The sequence below is a fragment of the Sulfurospirillum sp. E15m genome, from assembly GCF_059415145.1.
Genome location: NZ_JCAHZS010000001.1, coordinates 461,616 through 480,785, shown reverse-complemented (window position 1 = coordinate 480,785; position 19,170 = coordinate 461,616). Strand labels below are relative to the sequence as shown.

Genomic DNA, 19,170 nt, shown 5'->3' with positions numbered 1-19,170 from the left:
ACAGTTTATTTCATAGATTCTACACCACTGATAATCTCAATGAGCTCAGTAGTGATAGACTCTTGTCTGGCTTTATTATATGCCAATGTTAAGACACCAACACGTTCTTTTGCATTATTGGTTGCATTCTCCATCGCTTGCATTCTAGCGCTATGCTCAGCAGCCAATGAATCAATTAACGCATAATACATGTTATACTCAAAGTATTTTTGTAACAATGAGTCCAAAATTTCTTCGCCACTTTCATCCGGTTCCATCTCCATTAAAGAGTTGGTTTCACGTACATCAAGTGGTGATTGAACAGGTACGACATCTACAATTTTTAATTCTTGAGAAATCATATTTTTATATCCATTGTGTACAAGGATTACTTTATCAGTTTTACCTTCTACAAAGTCATTAATGGCACTTTGAATAATTTCTTGTGCTTTTTCATAACTTGGTGATGAACTTACTCCTGCATAAGATGCAAAAAGTTCATTGCCCTGAAAATTAAAAAATGCAATTCCTTTACGCCCGACTGCTCGTAATCGTACAGTTACATTTTGTTTTGTATAGTCATTTAAAAGTTTGCGAACGGCTTTAATTGTTTGAATATTAAAACCACCACATAACCCTTTGTCTGCTGTTACAAAAATAACATCAACAGTTTTTGGAGTTTCATTTTTATCAAAAAAACGACTTTCAACCGCTCCATTTTTGTACTGATTGATCTTATAAGCAATTTCAGAGAGTACTTCATTAATTTTAATAGCATACACTCGTGATTGCTTTGCTGCCATTTCCGCTCGTTTCAACTTAGCCGTTGAAACAAGCTTCATAGCTCGCGTCGTTTTTTGAGTATTCTGAACACTCTTAATTTTTCGTTTTATTTCTTTAAGGTTTGCCATAGCTTTTCCTTACTTGACTGCAAATGTCGCTTTGAACTCGCCTAATGCCTTATGTAATAGTTCTTCTAACTCTTTATCAATTGCTTTTTTAGCTTTGAGTTGTTCAAAAATTGCTGGATACTTTGCTTCAACATAAGAGTTAAGCTCAGATTCAAAACGGCTAACAGATTTAACATCAATACTGTCCAAATAACCTTTGGCACCTGCGAAGATAATTAAAATTTGTTTTTCAACAGCAATTGGAGCATATGGAGGTTGTTTTAGAAGTTCAACCATTCTTTGTCCACGCTCTAATTGTTTTCGACTTGATTCGTCAAGGTCACTTGCGAACTGTGCAAATGCTTGAAGTTCACGGTATTGAGCAAGATCAAGTCTCATTGTTCCCGCAACTTGTTTCGTTGCTTTAATTTGTGCAGCACCACCAACGCGGCTGACAGATAAACCAACGTTAATCGCAGGGCGGATACCTGAGTTAAAGAGGTCTGATTCCAAGAAAATTTGACCATCGGTAATAGAAATAACGTTCGTTGGAATATACGCTGATACGTCACCTGCTTGTGTTTCAATAATAGGAAGTGCTGTTAGTGAACCAGCGCCAAGTTCATCATTGACTTTTGCAGCACGCTCAAGAAGTCTTGAGTGTAGATAGAAAACGTCACCAGGATATGCTTCACGACCTGGAGGACGACGTAAAATCAATGACATTTCACGGTAAGCAACCGCATGTTTAGAAAGATCATCGTACACAATCAGTGCATGTTTACCGCTATCTCTAAAAAATTCACCCATTGAAACACCTGCATATGGCGCTAAGAATTGCATTGCTGCAGAATCACTAGCCCCTGCATTAACGATAATGGTATACTCCATCGCGCCATGCTCTTCAAGTTTTTTAACCACTTGTGCAACAGTGGATTGTTTTTGACCAATCGCTACATAAATACATGTAACGTTTTGACCTTTTTGGTTGATAATAGTATCGATTGCAATCGTTGTTTTACCGGTTTGTCTATCACCAATAATCAGCTCTCTTTGACCTCTACCAATTGGTACAAGAGCATCAATCGCTTTAATACCTGTTTGAAGCGGTTCATGGACTGATTTACGTGCCATAATACCATGAGCTTTCTCTTCAACGAAACGAGTTTCAGTTGCATTGATTGGACCTTTTGCATCAATTGGATCCCCTAATGAGTTTACAACACGACCCACAAGTGCTTCACCTACTGGTACACGAAGAAGTTTGCCCAATCGTTTAACAGAAGAGCCTTCTTTAATATCATTACAACTACCAAGAACAACGATACCTACACTTGATTCTTCAAGGTTAAGTGCCATTCCTCTCTCACCATTTTCAAATTCAACCATTTCACCAGCCATAACGTTTTTTAAACCATAAACGTTTGCTACACCATCTGCTACAGAAATAACTTTTCCTGTCTCTTCGATATCAACATTGAGTTCAAAGTTTTCAATACGCTCTTTAATGATTGAACTGATTTCATCAGCTTTCATTTTTGCTCCCACACATTACTCCTTAACTTTCTTTTATCTATATTATTAAATTGCTTTTAAAATATGCTCTGTCATTTGAGCTTTTAAGCGCTCTAATGAAAAGCTTACTTCGACACCAAGATCATCTAACTCGACTTTAATACCAGGATAAGTCTCTTTTTTGCTATGTAATTTAATTTTTGCATTAAATTTCTTGCTAAAATTCTCCTCCAACATTGCAATTTGCTCTTTACTGACAGTAAAATTGGTCAAGACCTCACCTTCATAAGTGTTGTTTTTCAAAGCAAGTTGGTATTTAAGTTCTTTAACCATAGTAGGTATCATTTTTAATCGATCATTTTGACTTAATAGTTTGATAAAATTTTGGAACTTACTATTGCTAGTTTCCAAAAAAGAGAGAACTAATTCCTCTTTTGCCTTTACAGAAACATCAGGAGAAAGAATAATGTTATTAAATTTCTCCAATGTAAAAGCATTGGCTAAATGAGCCAATAATGAAGTCACTTCTATTAACTCTTTATCGTTACAGCTACTCATAAGAGCATTAACGTATTTTTTTGCTATTGCTCCACTCATTATGCTACCTTCTTATTAACAATCTTGACGATTTCGTCATTATCTAAAGAGATAGAGCCTTCTTTAAATATTTCGTCTAAAATTTCACTCACAATAACACGTTGCATTTTACGTCTTTCAATAGTAACGCGATCTTGAAAGGCTTTTTCAAGATTTTCTATTTCAACATCTGCCTCTTGTGCAACTTTTTCAGTCAATAAAACAGCCTCTTTTTTTGCTGTTTCAACAAGGGCTCTTGCATTCGCTTTTGCTTCTTCTACTTTTTGTAATGCAATTTCTTTTTTAGTATGTGATTCTTTGAGTTTAACTTGAATCGAGTCAAGTTTACTTGCAATCTCATTTTTACGGCCAAAATACCATTGCTTAGCTGCATCTGCAACATAGTAATATAAAATGGCAGCAAAAATTAAAAAGTTGATCGTTCTGGGAATAATATCTGTAACGCCCGTACTCTCACTTGCATTTGCCAATAAAGCAACAGGAGCTAATAAGAGTAAAACATACTTTATTTTCATCTTAACTCCTTAAATATGGCTCAACTTAGCAGCAATACTCTCTTTAAAAAGAGGCATTTGTGCCAATAGACCATTTCTAAATTCATCTTTTTCTGCTTCTAAAGCTTTAAAGAAAACTGCACTTTGAGCTTCAAGATCACTCTTTTTTTGCTCGACCCGTTTTGCAGCCTTTTCTTTAGCTTCACTAAGTGCAGCTTCTCTAATTTTGCCCGCTTCAATTTTGCCCTCAGACAAAATTGTTTCTATTTCTTGATAGTGTGCGACAACATCACTGGCATTTTTCCCTGCATTTTCTAAATCGCGATTAATAGAGTTATTTCTATTGTCAATAAACTCCAGAAGGGGTTTATAAAGTGTTTTGTTGAGGATAACCAACAAAATTAAAAATACAGTTCCAGTCACCAGTAACAGTGCTGGGATAATATCCAACATTTTTCTTGCTCCTTTAGCTCGAGATCAGACTCATTTTAGATTTTTCGTAATATATATTTAGGATAGGTGTGTTAAAAAATTTCGCGAATTTTACCACATCAAAGGAAAATAGTTTATTAAATAAATGTCTAAGACTAATTAAATTACTTCAAATACTCTAAAAAAGTATAAATTGATTCACCATTCTTAAAATGAATGGTAATAGCATTGTTTTTCGGTATAGCGTCAAAACCAAGCTCTTTAAGCTTTGTTTTTAATGTTTGAAGTTCTTCTGGAACAGCGATAACGGTCTTAGATTGTTTACCAGATACTTCATCCATATTTTTTAATTTTTTAACCAATGCTTCGGTTTCTCTAACACTTAATTTTTGACCCAAAATAGTATTAACAATGGTTTCTTCATCTTTAGGTTCTAGCCCCACTAATACTTTTGCATGTCCTTGAGACAACGTTCCATCCGTTAAGTATTTTTTCGTTTGATCACTTAAGGTTAAAAGACGGATGGTATTTGTAATTTGAGTTCTACTTTTATGAATAATTTCAGAAAGTCCATCTTGCGTTATTTTATACTCTTCAATAAGTTCTTTATAGGCGATGGCAAGTTCTACTGGATTAAGATCTTCTCTTTGAATATTTTCAATTAAAGCTAATTCGCGTAGATTTTTAGACTCGATATCTGCAACAATCGCTTTAATTTTAGTGATTCCGGCCAGTTTGCTTGCACGTAAACGGCGTTCACCCGCAAGAAGCATGTACCCATCATCTTTTGCAACAACAATGATAGGTTGTAGTAATCCATGGCGTTTAATTGACTCACTTAATTCTTTGAGGGCAACTTCATTAAAATGGGTACGTGGCTGATAAGGATTGGGAGTGATACGCTCAACGTCAATTTCGCGTACTAAATCTTTTGCTTGTTCAATATCTTGCTTGTATGCCTCTTCAACGTCTTCTATAATGGCACTAAGCCCTCTTCCTAAAACTTTCTTGGCACTCATTCCTTAACTCACTAAAATCGAATTGGCAAGATTTTGATACGCTTTAGAACCCGGAGACTCTACATCGTATAAAATAATCGGTTTACCAAAGCTTGGAGATTCTGCAAGTTTAATATTGCGGGGAATGACAACATAAGAAGCGTTTTCTTTATCAACAAAAAGTTTATTTTTAAAGTGCTCTTTCAAATCAGCAAAAACTTGCTTAGAAAGATTATTCTGCGTACTGTACATGGTTGGTAAAAAGCCTTTAATTTCAAGCGTTGGGTTAATCGTTTTTTTAATCAGTTTTACGGTGTTGAGTAACTGTGCCAAACCCTCCAATGCAAAAAATTCGCATTGAATAGGAATAATAACTGAATTAGCTGCACTAAGTGCATTAATAGTAATGCTTCCTAATGCTGGAGGTGAATCAATGATAATATAATCATATTGATCCTTAATCTCTTCAATCTTATTCTTCAAAATGAGCTCTCTACCTTTGGTATTGTTATCATAAAACTCTTTTTCAACTCCCACAAGCCCAATATTCGATGGCGCTACATGTAAAGTCGAAAGTGACGTCTCAAGAATGACTTGTGAAAGACGTTTTCTGCCGATAAGAACGTGATAGATGTTGTACTCATAGTCACTTCTGTGAAAACCAAGGCCCGTAGTCGCATTGGCTTGAGGGTCAATATCGATCAATAACACGCGCTTTTCAGCAACTGCTAAGGAGGCAGCCAAATTAATAGCAGTCGTTGTTTTACCAACACCGCCTTTTTGATTTGCTATCGCTATAATCTCACTCATCGTAAACTATACACCTTTTTATTTTCTAGCTCTATAGAGCCATCATCACACAATATCGCATCACTTAACGAGACCAATTTGCCATCCAAATGGAAAGAGAACTTTCGATTTTTGTCAAATTCTATCTTATATTTACTAAAAACTTTCTTCCACGATATTTTCTTCTCTACCCATTGCATTAAAAGCTCGGCTAAAGTTTTCGGTGTGATAACAACGTCCAAAACCCCAAAATTTTCAGGTGCAGAACAAATATTTATCCCTATGGAACCAACAATATTTGTGCCTACTTTGGTGGTGATCATTCCTCCAATCTTCTTATCATTATAATAAAAATCATTTGGCCATTTAAGCCATACATGCGAGCCTTTTTCTTCTAATATTTCTTTCATTAATGAAGAAAAATAGATAGAAATAGATGCCAAAGGTAAATCGCTTGGAAGTTGTTTCTCTTCTACACAAAATGAGAAAAAGAAATTTCCTTCTTCTCCAACCCAACGATTGCCTCTGCTTCCTACACCGTTATTTTGATGCGTCGCTCCGATTCCACATGGTGCAAGAAGTGTACCTTCACGAAGTGCCGCAATCAAATACTGATGGGTTGAGTCTATCTCATCAAACCAATATATCGCCAATATTAAGCCTTTTTCCACGAATATAATCTAAGATGTTCATAACATTCTTAGATGCCGGTTGTACGCTCTGGACAAGCAAAGAACCCTGTTTACATGTAATAACTGCCCCTTCTTTATGAAGAGCGAGAATCGCACCAAATGTTTCATAGCATGTTGTTTCATCATAGATTTTCACACCGCTGAGCTTCAAACCCGATTCAAGATAAATACCAGGCCATGGGGTGAACGCTTTATAACGTGCTACGATATTCATGGCGTTGGTTTCAAAAGAGATAGCACCATCTTCTTTTTTAATTTTTTTACAATGGGTTGCATCTGCATCAACTTGGAGCCATGCTGTTATCTCTTTAAAATGCGTGAGGGTTGTTATTGTTAAATGTGCCGCCAAAGAAGCCAATGATTCAAATAAACTATAAGAGGTATCTTCTTGCAACACTTTTACGTAAGAAAATCCCAACATTGCTCCAGTATCAAGCCCCTCTTCCATTAACATCGATGTAACACCAGCATACGTTTCATTGGCAAGAAGCGTGGATTGAATTGGGCTTGCTCCTCGATACTGCGGTAATAAAGAAGCATGAAGATTAATGCATGGAGCGATCTCTAGAATTGCTTTTGGCAAAATTTGCCCATACGCGGCAACGACAATAAAATCAGGTTGATACGAAGCAATCTTTGTGTAAGCTTCTTCTGTACGCAATGTTTTAGGTTGATACATTTCCAAAGAAGGAGCATGGAGCATTGCCCATGCTTTTGTATCCGGAGGAGTTAAAATTTGTTTTCGTCCAACGGGTTTGTCTTCTTGCGTCACTAATAACACAACATCTATTTTACGCTCTTGCATCAATGCTTTTAAAATTTCTGTGGCGTAAGAAGGGGTTCCCATAAAAACAATGCGCATATTAATCCTTACATGTAAAAAGTGTACCACCCTTGTGTACGCCATCGAGCATAAAACTTTTGACATCGCTTAAGTCAAATCCACTAGCAATAAACATTGATTTGCCATGTTCTAATAAGAAATTGGCCGCTTTAAGTTTGGTGACAATTCCGCCCGTTGCAAATGCAAAATTAGCAGATTTTTCAACTTCAAGTTCAGCAGGCTCAATGTGACACACCACTTTACGCATCGTCGCATCATCGTGTTTATGAGGATCTTTATCGTAGTATCCATCAATATCCGAAAGCAAGATAAGCATATCTGCTCCAAAATAATAGGCTACTCGAGAGGAGAGTTGATCATTATCGCCAAAAACAAGTTCTTCCGTTGCCGTTGCATCGTTTTCGTTGATAATAGGCAAAATGCCATTTTCCAAGAGCGTATCAATGGTACATTTTGCATGATAACAACGTTTTCTAGAGTCAAAGTCATCTGCTGTTAAAAGGAGTTGTGCTCCATTTTTCCCAAATTTTTCTAGTTTTTTGTTATACGTTGCCATCAATTGAGGTTGCCCAACAGCAGCAATCGCTTGACGATTGTGTAGAAGTTTTTTATCAAGCTTTAAAAGGCAATACCCTGCCGCTACAGCACCCGAAGAGACAAGAATCACTTCATGGTTTTTCATAAGAGAGACTAAAAATTCGACTAAATTTAAAATTCGTTCTTTACATAAACGATTATTTTCACTCAGCACATGTGTGCCTACCTTAACAACGACTCTTTTCATCACGAACCTTTGTAATGACATCTGATAACGCATATTTCAGCGGATCAATGTTGATTTTAGAAACAGAAGAGATTGGCATGACAAAAAAAGGCAATGCATTCTCTCTTTCATACACATCTTGGGCATATGCGTGTAAATCTTCACGTGCTTTATACTTATCGGCACCCTTATTGGGGTTAAGGTCTAAAAGAGCTAAAAAGCCATCAACTTTTTCGTTGATGTCATCCGGACTTAACGTATCGCATCTCGTTAATGCAATCGCGAAGTCACGTTCTGAAAGCTCTTTTGAGAACTTTTTAAGTTCTTCTTTTAATGTAAAATATTGTTCTTTAAGATCACGATAATTGGCGATATCAATCATAAAAAGGAGAAATTGTGTTCGTTCAATATGGCGTAAAAAATCTATTCCTAAGCCTTTTCCTTCACTGGCCCCTTCAATAATTCCTGGGATATCCGCCATCACATACGAACGATAATCTTCTGTCACAACAACGCCGAGCTTTGGCGTCAATGTTGTAAATTCATAATTCGCTACTTCAGGCTGTGCATTAGAAACCACAGAAATGAGTGTGGATTTTCCTACATTCGGGAATCCTACCAAACCAACATCTGCAATCAGCTTCAATTCTAGCTTAATCATTTTAGTGATACCAGGTCGTCCAGGTTGTGCAAATTCAGGTCGTTGATTGGTTGAACTTTTAAAGTGTGTGTTTCCAAGCCCACCAATGCCGCCCTCTAAAAAGAGTTTTTTATCGGCATCATCCACAAGGTCTAAAAGAACTTCTCCCGTTTCTGCATCAATCACTTGAGTACCTGGAGGAACAATAACAATAAGATGTTCTCCTGATTTTCCATACATCTTACGCCCCATACCTTGTTCGCCATTTTTGGCTTTGAGGTGTTGGTTATTACGAAAATGAGACAGAGTATGGGTGTTTTTATCGACTTGAAAATAGACATTGCCGCCTTTTCCACCATCTCCACCATCGGGACCACCTTGGATAACATGTTTTTCCCTACGGAAAGAGACAGAACCAGGGCCACCTTTTCCTGAGCTGAGTGTCAGTGTTACATTATCTATAAACATCGTGAAAACCTTTTTTAATGTATAAAGTTCTAGTTTGTGTACCTCTGATCATTACATGTAAAAATAGATGACTATAATCATGAGAGGTAACGTGATTCATTGAGAAGAGAAAAAGAAGTGGAGTCTTAAAACTCCACTTTTAGATTACAAACTTGCGGGGATAACAGAAACTTTGTTTCGTGTTTTATCTTTACGTTGGAATTGTACAAAACCATCAATTAAAGCATAAATGGTATGGTCTACACCAATACCTACGTTATTTCCTACATGTACTTTTGTTCCGCGTTGGCGAATAATAATATTACCTGCGCGTACAAACTCGCCACCAAATTTTTTAACACCCAGTCTACGTCCAGCTGAGTCTCTATTATTCTGGGTACTTCCTTGACCTTTCTTGTGAGCCATTGGTTACTCCTAATCTTTGTGTATCTTAAGTGAAGTTTTAAAACTTCTCTAGACGCTTAAAAAGTTAGACTCTTTAAGCTACTCTTGCCATTACGGCACTAAAGCTAGCCAACCAAAGTTGGCAGAATTTTCTAGTGAATTAAATTAAGCTTTAATGCTTACAATTTTTACTCTAGTATATTGTCTTCTAAAACCACGTTTAACTTTTGAGTCTTTACGTCTACGTTTTTTGAAAGTAATAACTTTTTTATCTTTGCCTTCAGTAACAACTTCTAGTTCTACTGTAGCACCACTGACGAATGGAGCGCCCACTTTAAGTTCACCGTTATTCACAGCAAGAACTTCCGTCACTACGATTTTCTCTTTTGGCTGAGCGTCAAGTTTATCGACATTTAAGTAGTCGCCTTCTTGAACTTTATACTGCTTCCCGCCATTTTTAATAATTGCATACATGCGTATGTCCTTCTTGGGAGAGATTTTATTTTAAGGCTTGGATTTTACCTAAAAAATCTTTAAGCCAATATAAAAATCTCTTAAGCTTACAATACCATGTCTGTATAGTATTCAATTTGTTCGCGTTTTAAGATACGAATGAAGTTCGTACTTCCTTCAACGCCTGCGGGATAACCTGCTGTTACGATATACGTTTTATCTTTATTGATAAGACCTTTTTCAATCCCTTTTTGCAAAGTTTTACCCAACATCATGTTGAGATTACTTGCATCAATATTCATAATGGGTTTAATTCCCCAAGCAATCGTAAGTGAACGTGCTGTTCGTTCATCATGGGTTACCGCGTAAATATCTGCTTTAATACGGTAACGTGCTAATTTTTTAGCAGATTTACCTGAACTGGTCAATGAAATAATCGCTTCAACCCCTAAACGATCCGCAAGGCGTGCTGTTGAAGAAGAGATAATATCTGTCTCATCCAAGAAAGGATAGACTTCAAACTTACTGTATGGATAGATTGATTCCGTTTCACGAATAGTATTTGCCATAACCTCAACAACGTGTACAGGGTTTTTACCAATAGCACTCTCTTCAGAAAGCATCACAGCATCGGTTCCGTCCAAAACGGCATTCGCTACGTCGCTAATTTCTGCACGGGTTGCCATCTCTTTTTCTGCCATAGAAAGTAACATCTGCGTTGCGGTGATAACTGGCTTTGAAGCGGCATTTGCTTTTGCAATCAATCGTTTTTGAATGCTTGGAACTTTATAGTAAGGCACTTCAATACCAAGATCACCTCGTGCAACCATAATTCCATCACTGACTTCTAAAATTTCATCAATTTTTTCAACGGCATCGAATTTCTCGATTTTCGCAAAAATATGAGCTCGTGATTTGTGCTCTTTTAAAATATTTTTGGCACGTAAAACATCTTTAGCACTTTGAACAAAAGAAACGGCAACGAAATCAACACCATTTTGTGCGCCCCACAGAAGGTCTGCCTCATCTTTGGGTGTAATAACTTCAATATTAATGACGGTATTCGGGAAATTAACGCCTTTATTTGACGAGAGTTTACCGCTATTTTCTATTTCAGTCACCACATTGCTACCAATTTCGATAACCTTAGCTCGAATATTTCCATCATAAAGATAAATATATTCACCAACTTTAAGCATATCTAAAATTTGCGGTTGATTAATACAAAGTTCATAAGTGTTGTCTGTCAGTTTTTTACCAACAATTTGCTCTTTTGTAAAGTAGAGTTTGTCCCCCACTTCAAGAAAAAAATCATCTTCTAATTTACCAACACGAATTTTGGGTCCACAAATATCTTGTAAAACACCAACTTTTTTACCAACTCTTTCTTCGGCTTCTCTAATCTTTGCTAATGTGCTTGCATGGTATTCATGTGTACCATGGCTAAAATTTAAACGAAATACATTAACACCAGCTTTAATTAATCCTTCTAAAACTTCTACGCTATCACTTGCTGGGCCAACTGTTGCTAGGATTTTCGTCTTTTTATTCATAATATGTTCCTTAACTTTAAATGGAGTTCTATTTTATCACTTGATTGTTACAAAATTATATCATATCCATCGTTTGTAACACCTAAAGCCGTGGTGAAGTTTTATGCATGGCACACAGTGTTACCATCGTCAAATAATAGCTTGTAAATCTCTTCAGCTCGACTGTGTATATACTCTAAAGAATGCGCACGTTTACACAGTGTTTTAAAATGATGCATGACGGCTTCATTAATTTGAATTTGCGCTTTAAGGAGAGCATGCAGGAGATATTGATAGCGCTCACTTGATGTGTCGATGGATGAGAGGTTGTATCGTATAATGATGTTATGGGCATCAATCTGCCATACATGAGCTTTCAATGGCACATTTTGTCGTAACAGCTTTTTAAGTTTTTGTGTTGCTTTTTGAAAGACATTGAAATTAATTGTGTAACTAGAGAAGAAGACTAAATCTTCTATATCTTTCGTAATTTCGTATGCAATTTCATCATCAATGTACTGTTTTATGGCATCATCGATATCCGGAAAATAGGCTTGCATAACGTTTAACCACCTCTTAATCATTCATATAAACTTGATTATATCGTCATAATATTTCAATAAATTTAAAAGCTTTGTATGCTATTATCGCGGAACTAATAATCCTAAGCAAAACGTTATGCGTGAAATAAGGCTATGACACATATTATTCAACACTCTATTTTAATTTTTTATTATAACGAAACTGTATTAGAAAGTCGTAATACGGTCTTATATAATACCATTGTTGGACAAAGTGCTTCTCTTAAAGAAAGAGGTGTTAAAGGCATTTATGTCTCATTAAAGAATTCTCCTTATTCACCTATGGAAAAAGAGACCCCTCATCTTGGGAATCTCGTCAAACAATTAGAAAAGTTGAGCCAAGCGCTAAACTTGCCTGTTTCGCTAGGTGATTATAAAAAAGATATGTTTAATTATCTAAAAGGTATTAGCGCCGATACATCCGTTAAGCTCTTTCAAAATTTCAATATTGCTATTTTATTTTTTAATCCTGCTGCTTGTAAAAAAGAACTCTCTGTCCTTTTATATGATGAGGACCAAACGAATGTTGATAAAATTTCTTCTGAATTAGCAAAACTGGGCTATTCTATTGTTCTTGCACAAGATGCAGAAGATTTTAAACTCAAAGCTTCTGCTAAAAAATACGATATGACGATCACGCATACAGCCATCAACCAAACGAAAAGTAATTCATCTGCTCCAAAAAGTTTAGGACTTTCTAGAGAGCTGATCATCAACCTTCCTGTTTTTATTGATACTGCCGTGAATTCGCTTGTCACAATTACAGGGCTCGAAGCTCAAAAAATAAAACATGAAATCAGACCTTTTAATGAAAAAATCCCCTCTCAAGTTATTATTGCAGCTATGAAATTTAAGGGTGATATTTCAGGCATCTTTTTTCTCGTTTTCCCACGAGAACTCGCTTTAGTTGCACTTGAAGCGATGCTGGGAGAAAGTGTAGAGGCTGATGATACCGCCGCGATTGTAGATGGTGTCGCAGAATTTTGTAATATTATTACCGGAGCGACAAAATCAATTTTTTCCAATAAAAAGCTAAAAGTCCTTTTTGAGCTTCCTAAAACATACCTTTCTCTTCAAGTAGCATTGAGCAATACCCTAGGTTCTAATGGCGTTTGGATTGATATGCAACTCGACGAAAAACCTTTTTATATGTTTATCACCAAATAAAACACTTCTTATTTGTGCTTCAAAAAGCGTAAAGCTTCTTGAAGCACACTGTCTTCTTCATCACTTTGTGCCTTCATCTCCACATTTGGCACAACACCATTTGGCCAGACACTCTTACCTTTGGGCGTCGTCCATCGTGCCGTTGCAAATTTGACTGCCGAAACTTTAGTTTGTAATGGAAAGAGTGTCGCAAAAGTATCTTTGCCAAACGTCGGCGTACCAATAACTGTTGCTCGGTTATACTCTTGTAACACCGAGGCCACAATTTCTGCACTTCCTGAAGAATCTCTGTTTACAAGAATCACTAAAGGAATGGTTTTTAAAAAAGAGAGGGCATCTATTTTGCTCGAATAATCGCTACCATCAAAATCTTCAGGTCGATTGCGGTATATTTTTTTATCTTCTTTATGGCGACTTTTGACATTAATCAGAGGTTTGTCTTTATCTAAAAAAAGTGATGTAACCGCTAAGCCACTGTTTAATACACCGCCTGGATTATCACGTAAATCCAAAATCATTCCATTCATGGTATGGTTTTGCGAATCATAAAGATATCGAATATCTTCAAGCATCTCTTGCAGGCTATCTTGGACAAAAGAGCTAATTTTAATATATGCAATATTACCATCAAACATCAAGGAAGTAATCAAATCAAGTGTAACCATTTTACGAGTCAATTGTACTTCTGTCATCTTAGTGCTATTTGCTTTTAGAATGCCCAACTTCACTTTGGTATTAGGCGCACCTCTTAGTTCAGCAACGACTTCTTCAAAACTTAAATCGCGAACCAAAATACCGTCTATCTGAACAATTTCATCATTTTTTTGTAAATTGGCTTTTTGAGCAGGAGAATGATCCACAATAGATTTAATATAGATATGGTGTCGTCGTTGTTTCAAAAAAAGACCAATGCCAGCAACAGGGCTTGTGCTTAAATAGAGTGTTTCGTACTCTTCTTCATTAAAATAGCGCCCATTTTTATCAACACTATTGACCATGCCTTCAATGCAATTATCCAAAAGACGCTTTTCATCAATGGGTATAATCGACTCATTCTTGAGTTTTTGCACCACTTCTTGATACAAGGTAGATGCTGTATCATTATTTGGGGTAGGAGGGGTACTTATCTCTGATTGAGCAAAGGCAACTGAAAAAGTTACTAAAAAATATACGATGAGAAGTTTCAAATCTTATCCTTTTATTTTGCAGAGTATATAGTACCTTTTTTCCAAAGATTTATACAAGTTTTTTACACAAAAACCAGGCGCATGGGAACCATAGAAGAGTGTTTAAAGCCAAATCGCTCATAGAAACGATGTGCATCCGTATTGTCATTATCACTCAAAAGGGTCACTCTTTTGCAGCCTTGCTCTTTTGCGTAAGTCATTGCATATTCTAATAAATGGCTTCCAAGTCCTTGTCCATGAAAGGAAGAGTGAACGACCATATCTTCTAAAAAGGCTACCTTGCCTCCAAGGGCTGTACTGATGCTCCATAAAAGACTGACCATCCCCACAATAGTATGGTTATCTTTTATAACAAGAATTTTCCCAATATCTTCATGAGCAAGGATTGCTTCAAGCCCTGCTCTTTGCAACGTGCGATTCGGAATAAATTCAGCCTCTTTTGAGAAAAGTTGTGTCAGAAGATCAATTAAATGTTCAATATCTGTAGATTTTGCTTCTTCAACGCGCCACATAGGTTCCCTTTATCGTTTTTATAATTGTAACATAGGAACCTTTTTTGCTTGTTAGAAGAAACGTTATAAAAGGAGCTATTATGACTATTGATGACAGTAAAAAAAACATCAGTCAATCCATTCTTAGCACATTCACAAAAGGTACCACAAAAAGTTCAGATGCAGCAAATCCATTTGCAGATATCTTAGAAGATCATCTTAAAACCAAAATAGATCTCACAGGAAATTCAACAACGTCCTCGACAGAGACTACCGAACAAGATGCCGCCATAGCAGCATTTAAAGAAGCACTTTCCTCAAAAGGCGCACTTCAATTTTATCAAGATTATAATAATGAAAAGATTGAAAAAATGATTGAGGCAAAAAAGGCCGAACTGACTGAGAAATTAGGGCTAGGAGATGATGCACAACCACCACTCGTGGGGGAAGATCGTGAAAATGCATTGGCAAGTCTCGATCAAATGATTAGTGATTATCGCAAAGAATTGATGGAAAAGTTAAGCGCCAATAATGAACAGAGTAAAACCAATGAGATACTCAGTACCTTTTTACAAGAGCTCTCTTAATTAACGCTTTTGAAAAATTAAAAGCATTTTATCGGCTTCATCGCCAAATAAAAAAATAGGATAGCTCGAGTGCAATCTCAGTGTGTCAAGCTTTTTAAGAACGGAGAGTGAATGAAAAAATTGCAGGATCTCTCCTGTTTCTTTACGATACACTTCGCCCTCTTTTTCAAAAAGTGTTATTTTCGTTAAAAGTTCTTTGTTTTTATATGCGGCTTCAACACATAAAAACTGCTCATCTGTCTCTTTATTCATTACGCCATCTGCTACGGATTCAAAGCCATACAAGGTATTAACATCACATATAAAATAACCTTTAGGAGAGAGAACACGCGCAACTGCCTCAAAAAATTGAGTTAAATCATATGGAGGAATATAATTTAAAACATCCGCCACAGCAACGACACAATCAAAACGCTTTGCTTCTAGAGTATCTAATTCTTGTGTACTTGCATTTACACCAAGACTTAAAGCCCTTTCAATCATTGCACTGCTTCTATCGATGCCAAATGCATCAATCGCATTATTTTGAAGGTGCTTCAAAAACTTACCATTGCCACAACCAACGTCTAAAACATGGTTTACATGTAAAGATTTTAAATGTGTCAAGTAGAGTGCGTAGAGTTTTTCATACTGCTCATAAAAGCCGATAAGTGGCTCTATTTTGGCATAAAGGTCAAGAGGATGTATCATGAATTTACTTTGGTGAGGGCTTTAAAACCAAAGCCCTCGTAGATTTTTTAATCAATAAGCTCTTTTTTGAAAAGTGCTTCGTCAAACGTTTTACCAAGGAATTCACACACGATTTTAACATCGCGGCGTGCATTACCAAGACAACTTGTTGCACCTGGGCTTGGCGTCATGTTGAAAATAATACCATTGCCTGGGTTGATACTTGCTTCGCCAAGCATCAATTTTTTCTCTGTTTTATTAATAACTTGTGGTCTAACACCACCGAAGTTATGTGCATATTCAATTTCATCAATTTGTAAGGATGGAACAATTTTGCGTGCATCTTTAATAAAAAGCTCTTTACCGTATTTTGGAACTTCAAAGAAGAAGTTTCTAAAGATATAATTACGGATATCGCTATCTTTCATTAAATCATAAAATACTTTAGCAACTTTTCCATCAAATTGGAGTGTTTGCCAGAAATCAAGATACGTACCACCAGTGTAGCGCTCTAGCTTTGGAAGAACCAATGCCGTTGGGCCAAAACGTGTACAGCCGCCTGCTAAAATATCAGGATCGCCATGCAATGCTGCAAATGGTAATTTTGGATGTTGCACCATATAGACTTTACCGTTAAGCATTTTTTGCTTTGTCATATAAAAGCTTCCAGCGACAGGTAAACATGCAAAGTCAAGACCATAACCCATTTCATGTGCGATATAAAGTGAGTGTGCGCCTGCATTTACAACAACAGCGTCAGCTGTAAAGGTTTGATCTTTTGTCATGACTACAAACATATCACCCAATTTTGTTATGTTTGTTACTTGTGAATTTAAGAAAACATCGGCTGTTTTATCTTCAATTTTTTGTGCTTCATTGACCAAACTCTCAGTCATTGCCCCAAAATCAACGGTACTGTATTGTCCACCCTCAACACCGACACCAACGATGTTTTCAGGACGCTCTTTTCCGTTTAAATCAAAAATAAGTTTAGGCTCTATCTTGGCAAGTTTTTCTTTATCGAAAACTTCCAAATACGGATAAAGCTCTTTAAACTCTTCATACCTTTTGAGCATATACGCTACTTCGGTATCCCCAACACCAATTGCCATCTTTTGATGTGCAAACATAAATTTGCCTTCGTGGCCGTATTGTAAACAATACTTAGAGATCATGCTCGCCGTCTCTTTAACCTTTTTGGCTTTTTCTAGAGTATAGTTCGTCTCTATATCACCGCAGTGAATCGTTTGTGAGTTAGAAGTTCCAGCGGAATTGAGTTTCGCCAACTTCTCATACTTTTCAACGAGCGCTATGCGCTTAATATCTGTATATCTTGCAAGCTCATAAAACAGAGCCGCACCTGAGATTCCTCCACCAACGACCAAGACGTCATAGTGATTTTTTGTCATGTTCAACAACTTCCTACTCTAAGATTTTAGGGTGCAACATTTTATTATAAAAAATCCTATAAAAACTTTAAAGATTTTTAAAATAAAATCATTACTTAACCGCGATTGCTTCAACCTCGACCAATGCATTTTTAGGTAAACATTTGACACCAACCGTACTACGTGCTGGTTTGTGATCTCCAAAGAATGAACCATAAATAGCGTTTACTTTTGCAAAATCATCCATATTGGCTAAAAAGATAGTCGTTTTAACCACATTTTGTAAACTGCTTCCTGCCGCTTGAAGGACATGTGAGAGATTTTGCATCACTTGTGTTGTTTGTGCTTCAACATCACCTTCAACAAAACTGCCATCAGCACGAAGCGCAATTTGCCCGGACGTAAAAATCATGTTGTTCACTTCAATCGCTTGGGAATAAGGCCCAATAGCTTGAGGCGCATGATCGGTAGAAATTATATTCATCTTTTTTCCTTTGAAAAATTTTCAATCACATAACGAAATGTTGATACCAAGGCTTCCACTTCATGAAGAGGACAGCACTCATTAGGGGCATGAATCGTATCATTCACCACACCGCACTCTATTGTTTCAATACCAAAACTGCCAAAAAAACGGGCATCACTTGTTCCACCAGCGGTGGAGAGTTTTGGTGATTTTTGAGTTACATGTAAAAGTGCATTAGAGACTAATGAAACGATATGAGCTTCTTTAGAGGTAACAAAAGGTTTTGCACTTTCACTCAAGCGTAACGTAAAATCTAGCCCTTCTAATACTTCTTGCACGTACGAACGAATTGTTTCAAGTGTTGTGTTGGTTGAGTTACGGACATTGAACATAATTTTGAGTTGGCCAGGAGTGACATTGGTCACTTCCATACCACCTCTTATATCCGTAATGACAAGTTGTGAAGGAGAAAATTGTGCATCGCCAGCGTCAAATTGGTGACCTGCTAGCTTATTTAAGCGTGGGGCTATTTGGTGTACGGGATTGATCGTCTTTTCAGGATACGCCGCATGCCCTTGTTTGCCTGCGATTTCGATAACACCGTTAATCGACCCTCTCCTACCAATTTTAATGGCATCGCCAAAATTTTTTTCAGATGTTGGTTCGGCGACCATAGCACAACCTGGCAAGAAATTGCGTCGTTCAAGCTCTTTGAGCATTTCGATAGTACCGTGTTTGGCATCGCCTTCTTCATCACTGGTTAAAAGCAGTGAAAGCGTACCATCAAATTGTTGGGTTTGGCGTAGTGCTTGTAAAGCAGCGGTAACGCCACTTTTCATATCTTGCGCACCTCTTGCATAAACAATGCCTTCGTGAATAACAGGTTCAAAAGGGTTGCTATCCCATCCATGACCCGGAGGAACGACATCGATATGACCCGCAAAACATAGGTGTGCGCCATCGCCAAAATGTTTGTAAAGGAAGAGATTTTTTGTTTGTTCAATATTCAGCTCTATGACTTCAAAGTCACTGAGATACTCTTTAACAAACGCAAATGCGCCATCCTCTTCAGGCGTAATAGAGATAAAACGTAGCAGTTTTAAGAAAAGTTCTTCTGTGTTTAACATATTGCCTCAATTATAAAAAAGTCTTCATTAGAATTGG

At 36.9% G+C, this 19,170-nt stretch carries 23 protein-coding genes; 2 read left to right on the top strand and 21 right to left on the bottom strand.

Annotation, left to right across the window (positions count from 1 at the left end; genetic code table 11):
• Positions 1 to 5: 5 nt before the first annotated feature.
• From atpG to AC5SLP_RS02405, 15 genes are all read right to left on the bottom strand, one after another.
• Positions 6 to 890, bottom strand: coding sequence for an ATP synthase F1 subunit gamma (gene atpG / locus AC5SLP_RS02475; protein WP_495253542.1), 885 nt, complete (start codon positions 888 to 890; stop codon positions 6 to 8).
• A gap of 9 nt (positions 891 to 899) precedes the next feature.
• The gene (atpA, locus tag AC5SLP_RS02470; protein ID WP_495253870.1) at positions 900 to 2,405 is read right to left on the bottom strand and encodes a F0F1 ATP synthase subunit alpha; all 1,506 of its coding nucleotides are present in this window, start codon (positions 2,403 to 2,405) and stop codon (positions 900 to 902) included.
• Positions 2,406 to 2,450: 45 nt separating this feature from the next.
• Positions 2,451 to 2,981 carry a F0F1 ATP synthase subunit delta gene (locus AC5SLP_RS02465; RefSeq protein ID WP_495253541.1) on the bottom strand — a complete coding sequence of 177 codons (531 nt, stop codon included), beginning with the start codon at positions 2,979 to 2,981 and terminating at the stop codon, positions 2,451 to 2,453.
• Entirely contained in the window at positions 2,981 to 3,496 is a 516-nt protein-coding gene (locus AC5SLP_RS02460; RefSeq protein WP_495253540.1) for a F0F1 ATP synthase subunit B, read from the bottom strand. Before AC5SLP_RS02460 ends, AC5SLP_RS02465 begins: the two co-directional genes overlap by 1 nt.
• 9 nt (positions 3,497 to 3,505) lie before the next feature.
• Positions 3,506 to 3,928: a FoF1 ATP synthase subunit B' gene (locus AC5SLP_RS02455; protein WP_495253539.1), complete on the bottom strand. Its 423-nt coding sequence runs from the start codon at positions 3,926 to 3,928 to the stop codon at positions 3,506 to 3,508.
• A 143-nt stretch (positions 3,929 to 4,071) separates the two neighbouring features.
• Complete coding sequence (locus AC5SLP_RS02450; RefSeq protein WP_495253538.1) at positions 4,072 to 4,926, bottom strand: ParB/RepB/Spo0J family partition protein; 855 nt, start codon at positions 4,924 to 4,926, stop codon at positions 4,072 to 4,074.
• A 3-nt stretch (positions 4,927 to 4,929) separates the two neighbouring features.
• A complete protein-coding gene (locus AC5SLP_RS02445) occupies positions 4,930 to 5,715 on the bottom strand; it encodes a ParA family protein (protein WP_495253537.1) in 786 nt (261 codons plus the stop codon).
• Positions 5,712 to 6,365, bottom strand: a complete 654-nt coding sequence (locus AC5SLP_RS02440) for a biotin--[acetyl-CoA-carboxylase] ligase (protein ID WP_495253536.1) — start codon at positions 6,363 to 6,365, stop codon at positions 5,712 to 5,714. The genes AC5SLP_RS02445 and AC5SLP_RS02440 overlap by 4 nt, the downstream gene beginning before the upstream one ends.
• On the bottom strand, positions 6,328 to 7,248 hold the full coding sequence (gene fmt, locus AC5SLP_RS02435) for a methionyl-tRNA formyltransferase (RefSeq protein WP_495253535.1): 921 nt from the start codon (positions 7,246 to 7,248) through the stop codon (positions 6,328 to 6,330). Before fmt ends, AC5SLP_RS02440 begins: the two co-directional genes overlap by 38 nt.
• 1 nt (position 7,249) lies before the next feature.
• Positions 7,250 to 8,014, bottom strand: coding sequence for a glutamate 5-kinase (gene proB / locus AC5SLP_RS02430; protein ID WP_495253534.1), 765 nt, complete (start codon positions 8,012 to 8,014; stop codon positions 7,250 to 7,252).
• Positions 7,995 to 9,101: a GTPase ObgE gene (gene obgE / locus AC5SLP_RS02425; RefSeq protein ID WP_495253533.1), complete on the bottom strand. Its 1,107-nt coding sequence runs from the start codon at positions 9,099 to 9,101 to the stop codon at positions 7,995 to 7,997. Before obgE ends, proB begins: the two co-directional genes overlap by 20 nt.
• 144 nt (positions 9,102 to 9,245) lie before the next feature.
• A complete protein-coding gene (gene rpmA, locus AC5SLP_RS02420) occupies positions 9,246 to 9,506 on the bottom strand; it encodes a 50S ribosomal protein L27 (RefSeq protein ID WP_495253532.1) in 261 nt (86 codons plus the stop codon).
• Between the two features lie 144 nt (positions 9,507 to 9,650).
• Entirely contained in the window at positions 9,651 to 9,959 is a 309-nt protein-coding gene (gene rplU / locus AC5SLP_RS02415; protein ID WP_495253531.1) for a 50S ribosomal protein L21, read from the bottom strand.
• Positions 9,960 to 10,045: 86 nt separating this feature from the next.
• Positions 10,046 to 11,491, bottom strand: a complete 1,446-nt coding sequence (gene pyk / locus AC5SLP_RS02410; protein WP_495253530.1) for a pyruvate kinase — start codon at positions 11,489 to 11,491, stop codon at positions 10,046 to 10,048.
• A 101-nt stretch (positions 11,492 to 11,592) separates the two neighbouring features.
• Positions 11,593 to 12,030 (bottom strand): hypothetical protein, encoded by a 438-nt coding sequence (locus AC5SLP_RS02405; RefSeq protein ID WP_495253529.1) that lies wholly within the window; start codon positions 12,028 to 12,030, stop codon positions 11,593 to 11,595.
• A gap of 135 nt (positions 12,031 to 12,165) precedes the next feature.
• Here AC5SLP_RS02405 and AC5SLP_RS02400 point away from each other — a divergent pair, with 135 nt between their 5' ends.
• The gene (locus tag AC5SLP_RS02400) at positions 12,166 to 13,218 is read left to right on the top strand and encodes a chemotaxis protein CheX (protein WP_495253528.1); all 1,053 of its coding nucleotides are present in this window, start codon (positions 12,166 to 12,168) and stop codon (positions 13,216 to 13,218) included.
• 8 nt (positions 13,219 to 13,226) lie between these two features.
• Here AC5SLP_RS02400 and AC5SLP_RS02395 read toward each other — a convergent pair whose 3' ends face one another.
• Positions 13,227 to 14,405 carry a S41 family peptidase gene (locus tag AC5SLP_RS02395; RefSeq protein ID WP_495253527.1) on the bottom strand — a complete coding sequence of 393 codons (1,179 nt, stop codon included), beginning with the start codon at positions 14,403 to 14,405 and terminating at the stop codon, positions 13,227 to 13,229.
• A gap of 62 nt (positions 14,406 to 14,467) precedes the next feature.
• Positions 14,468 to 14,917 carry a GNAT family N-acetyltransferase gene (locus tag AC5SLP_RS02390; RefSeq protein ID WP_495253526.1) on the bottom strand — a complete coding sequence of 150 codons (450 nt, stop codon included), beginning with the start codon at positions 14,915 to 14,917 and terminating at the stop codon, positions 14,468 to 14,470.
• Between the two features lie 80 nt (positions 14,918 to 14,997).
• Here AC5SLP_RS02390 and AC5SLP_RS02385 point away from each other — a divergent pair, with 80 nt between their 5' ends.
• Entirely contained in the window at positions 14,998 to 15,483 is a 486-nt protein-coding gene (locus tag AC5SLP_RS02385; RefSeq protein WP_495253525.1) for a hypothetical protein, read from the top strand.
• On the opposite strand, the gene AC5SLP_RS02380 is transcribed toward AC5SLP_RS02385, so the two are convergent.
• From AC5SLP_RS02380 to dapE, 4 genes are all read right to left on the bottom strand, one after another.
• Positions 15,484 to 16,173, bottom strand: a complete 690-nt coding sequence (locus tag AC5SLP_RS02380) for a class I SAM-dependent DNA methyltransferase (protein ID WP_495253524.1) — start codon at positions 16,171 to 16,173, stop codon at positions 15,484 to 15,486.
• 47 nt (positions 16,174 to 16,220) lie between these two features.
• Positions 16,221 to 17,561, bottom strand: coding sequence for an FAD-dependent oxidoreductase (locus AC5SLP_RS02375; RefSeq protein ID WP_495253523.1), 1,341 nt, complete (start codon positions 17,559 to 17,561; stop codon positions 16,221 to 16,223).
• 91 nt (positions 17,562 to 17,652) lie between these two features.
• On the bottom strand, positions 17,653 to 18,024 hold the full coding sequence (locus AC5SLP_RS02370) for a RidA family protein (protein WP_495253522.1): 372 nt from the start codon (positions 18,022 to 18,024) through the stop codon (positions 17,653 to 17,655).
• Positions 18,021 to 19,133 carry a succinyl-diaminopimelate desuccinylase gene (dapE, locus tag AC5SLP_RS02365; protein ID WP_495253521.1) on the bottom strand — a complete coding sequence of 371 codons (1,113 nt, stop codon included), beginning with the start codon at positions 19,131 to 19,133 and terminating at the stop codon, positions 18,021 to 18,023. Before dapE ends, AC5SLP_RS02370 begins: the two co-directional genes overlap by 4 nt.
• Positions 19,134 to 19,170: the final 37 nt, after the last annotated feature.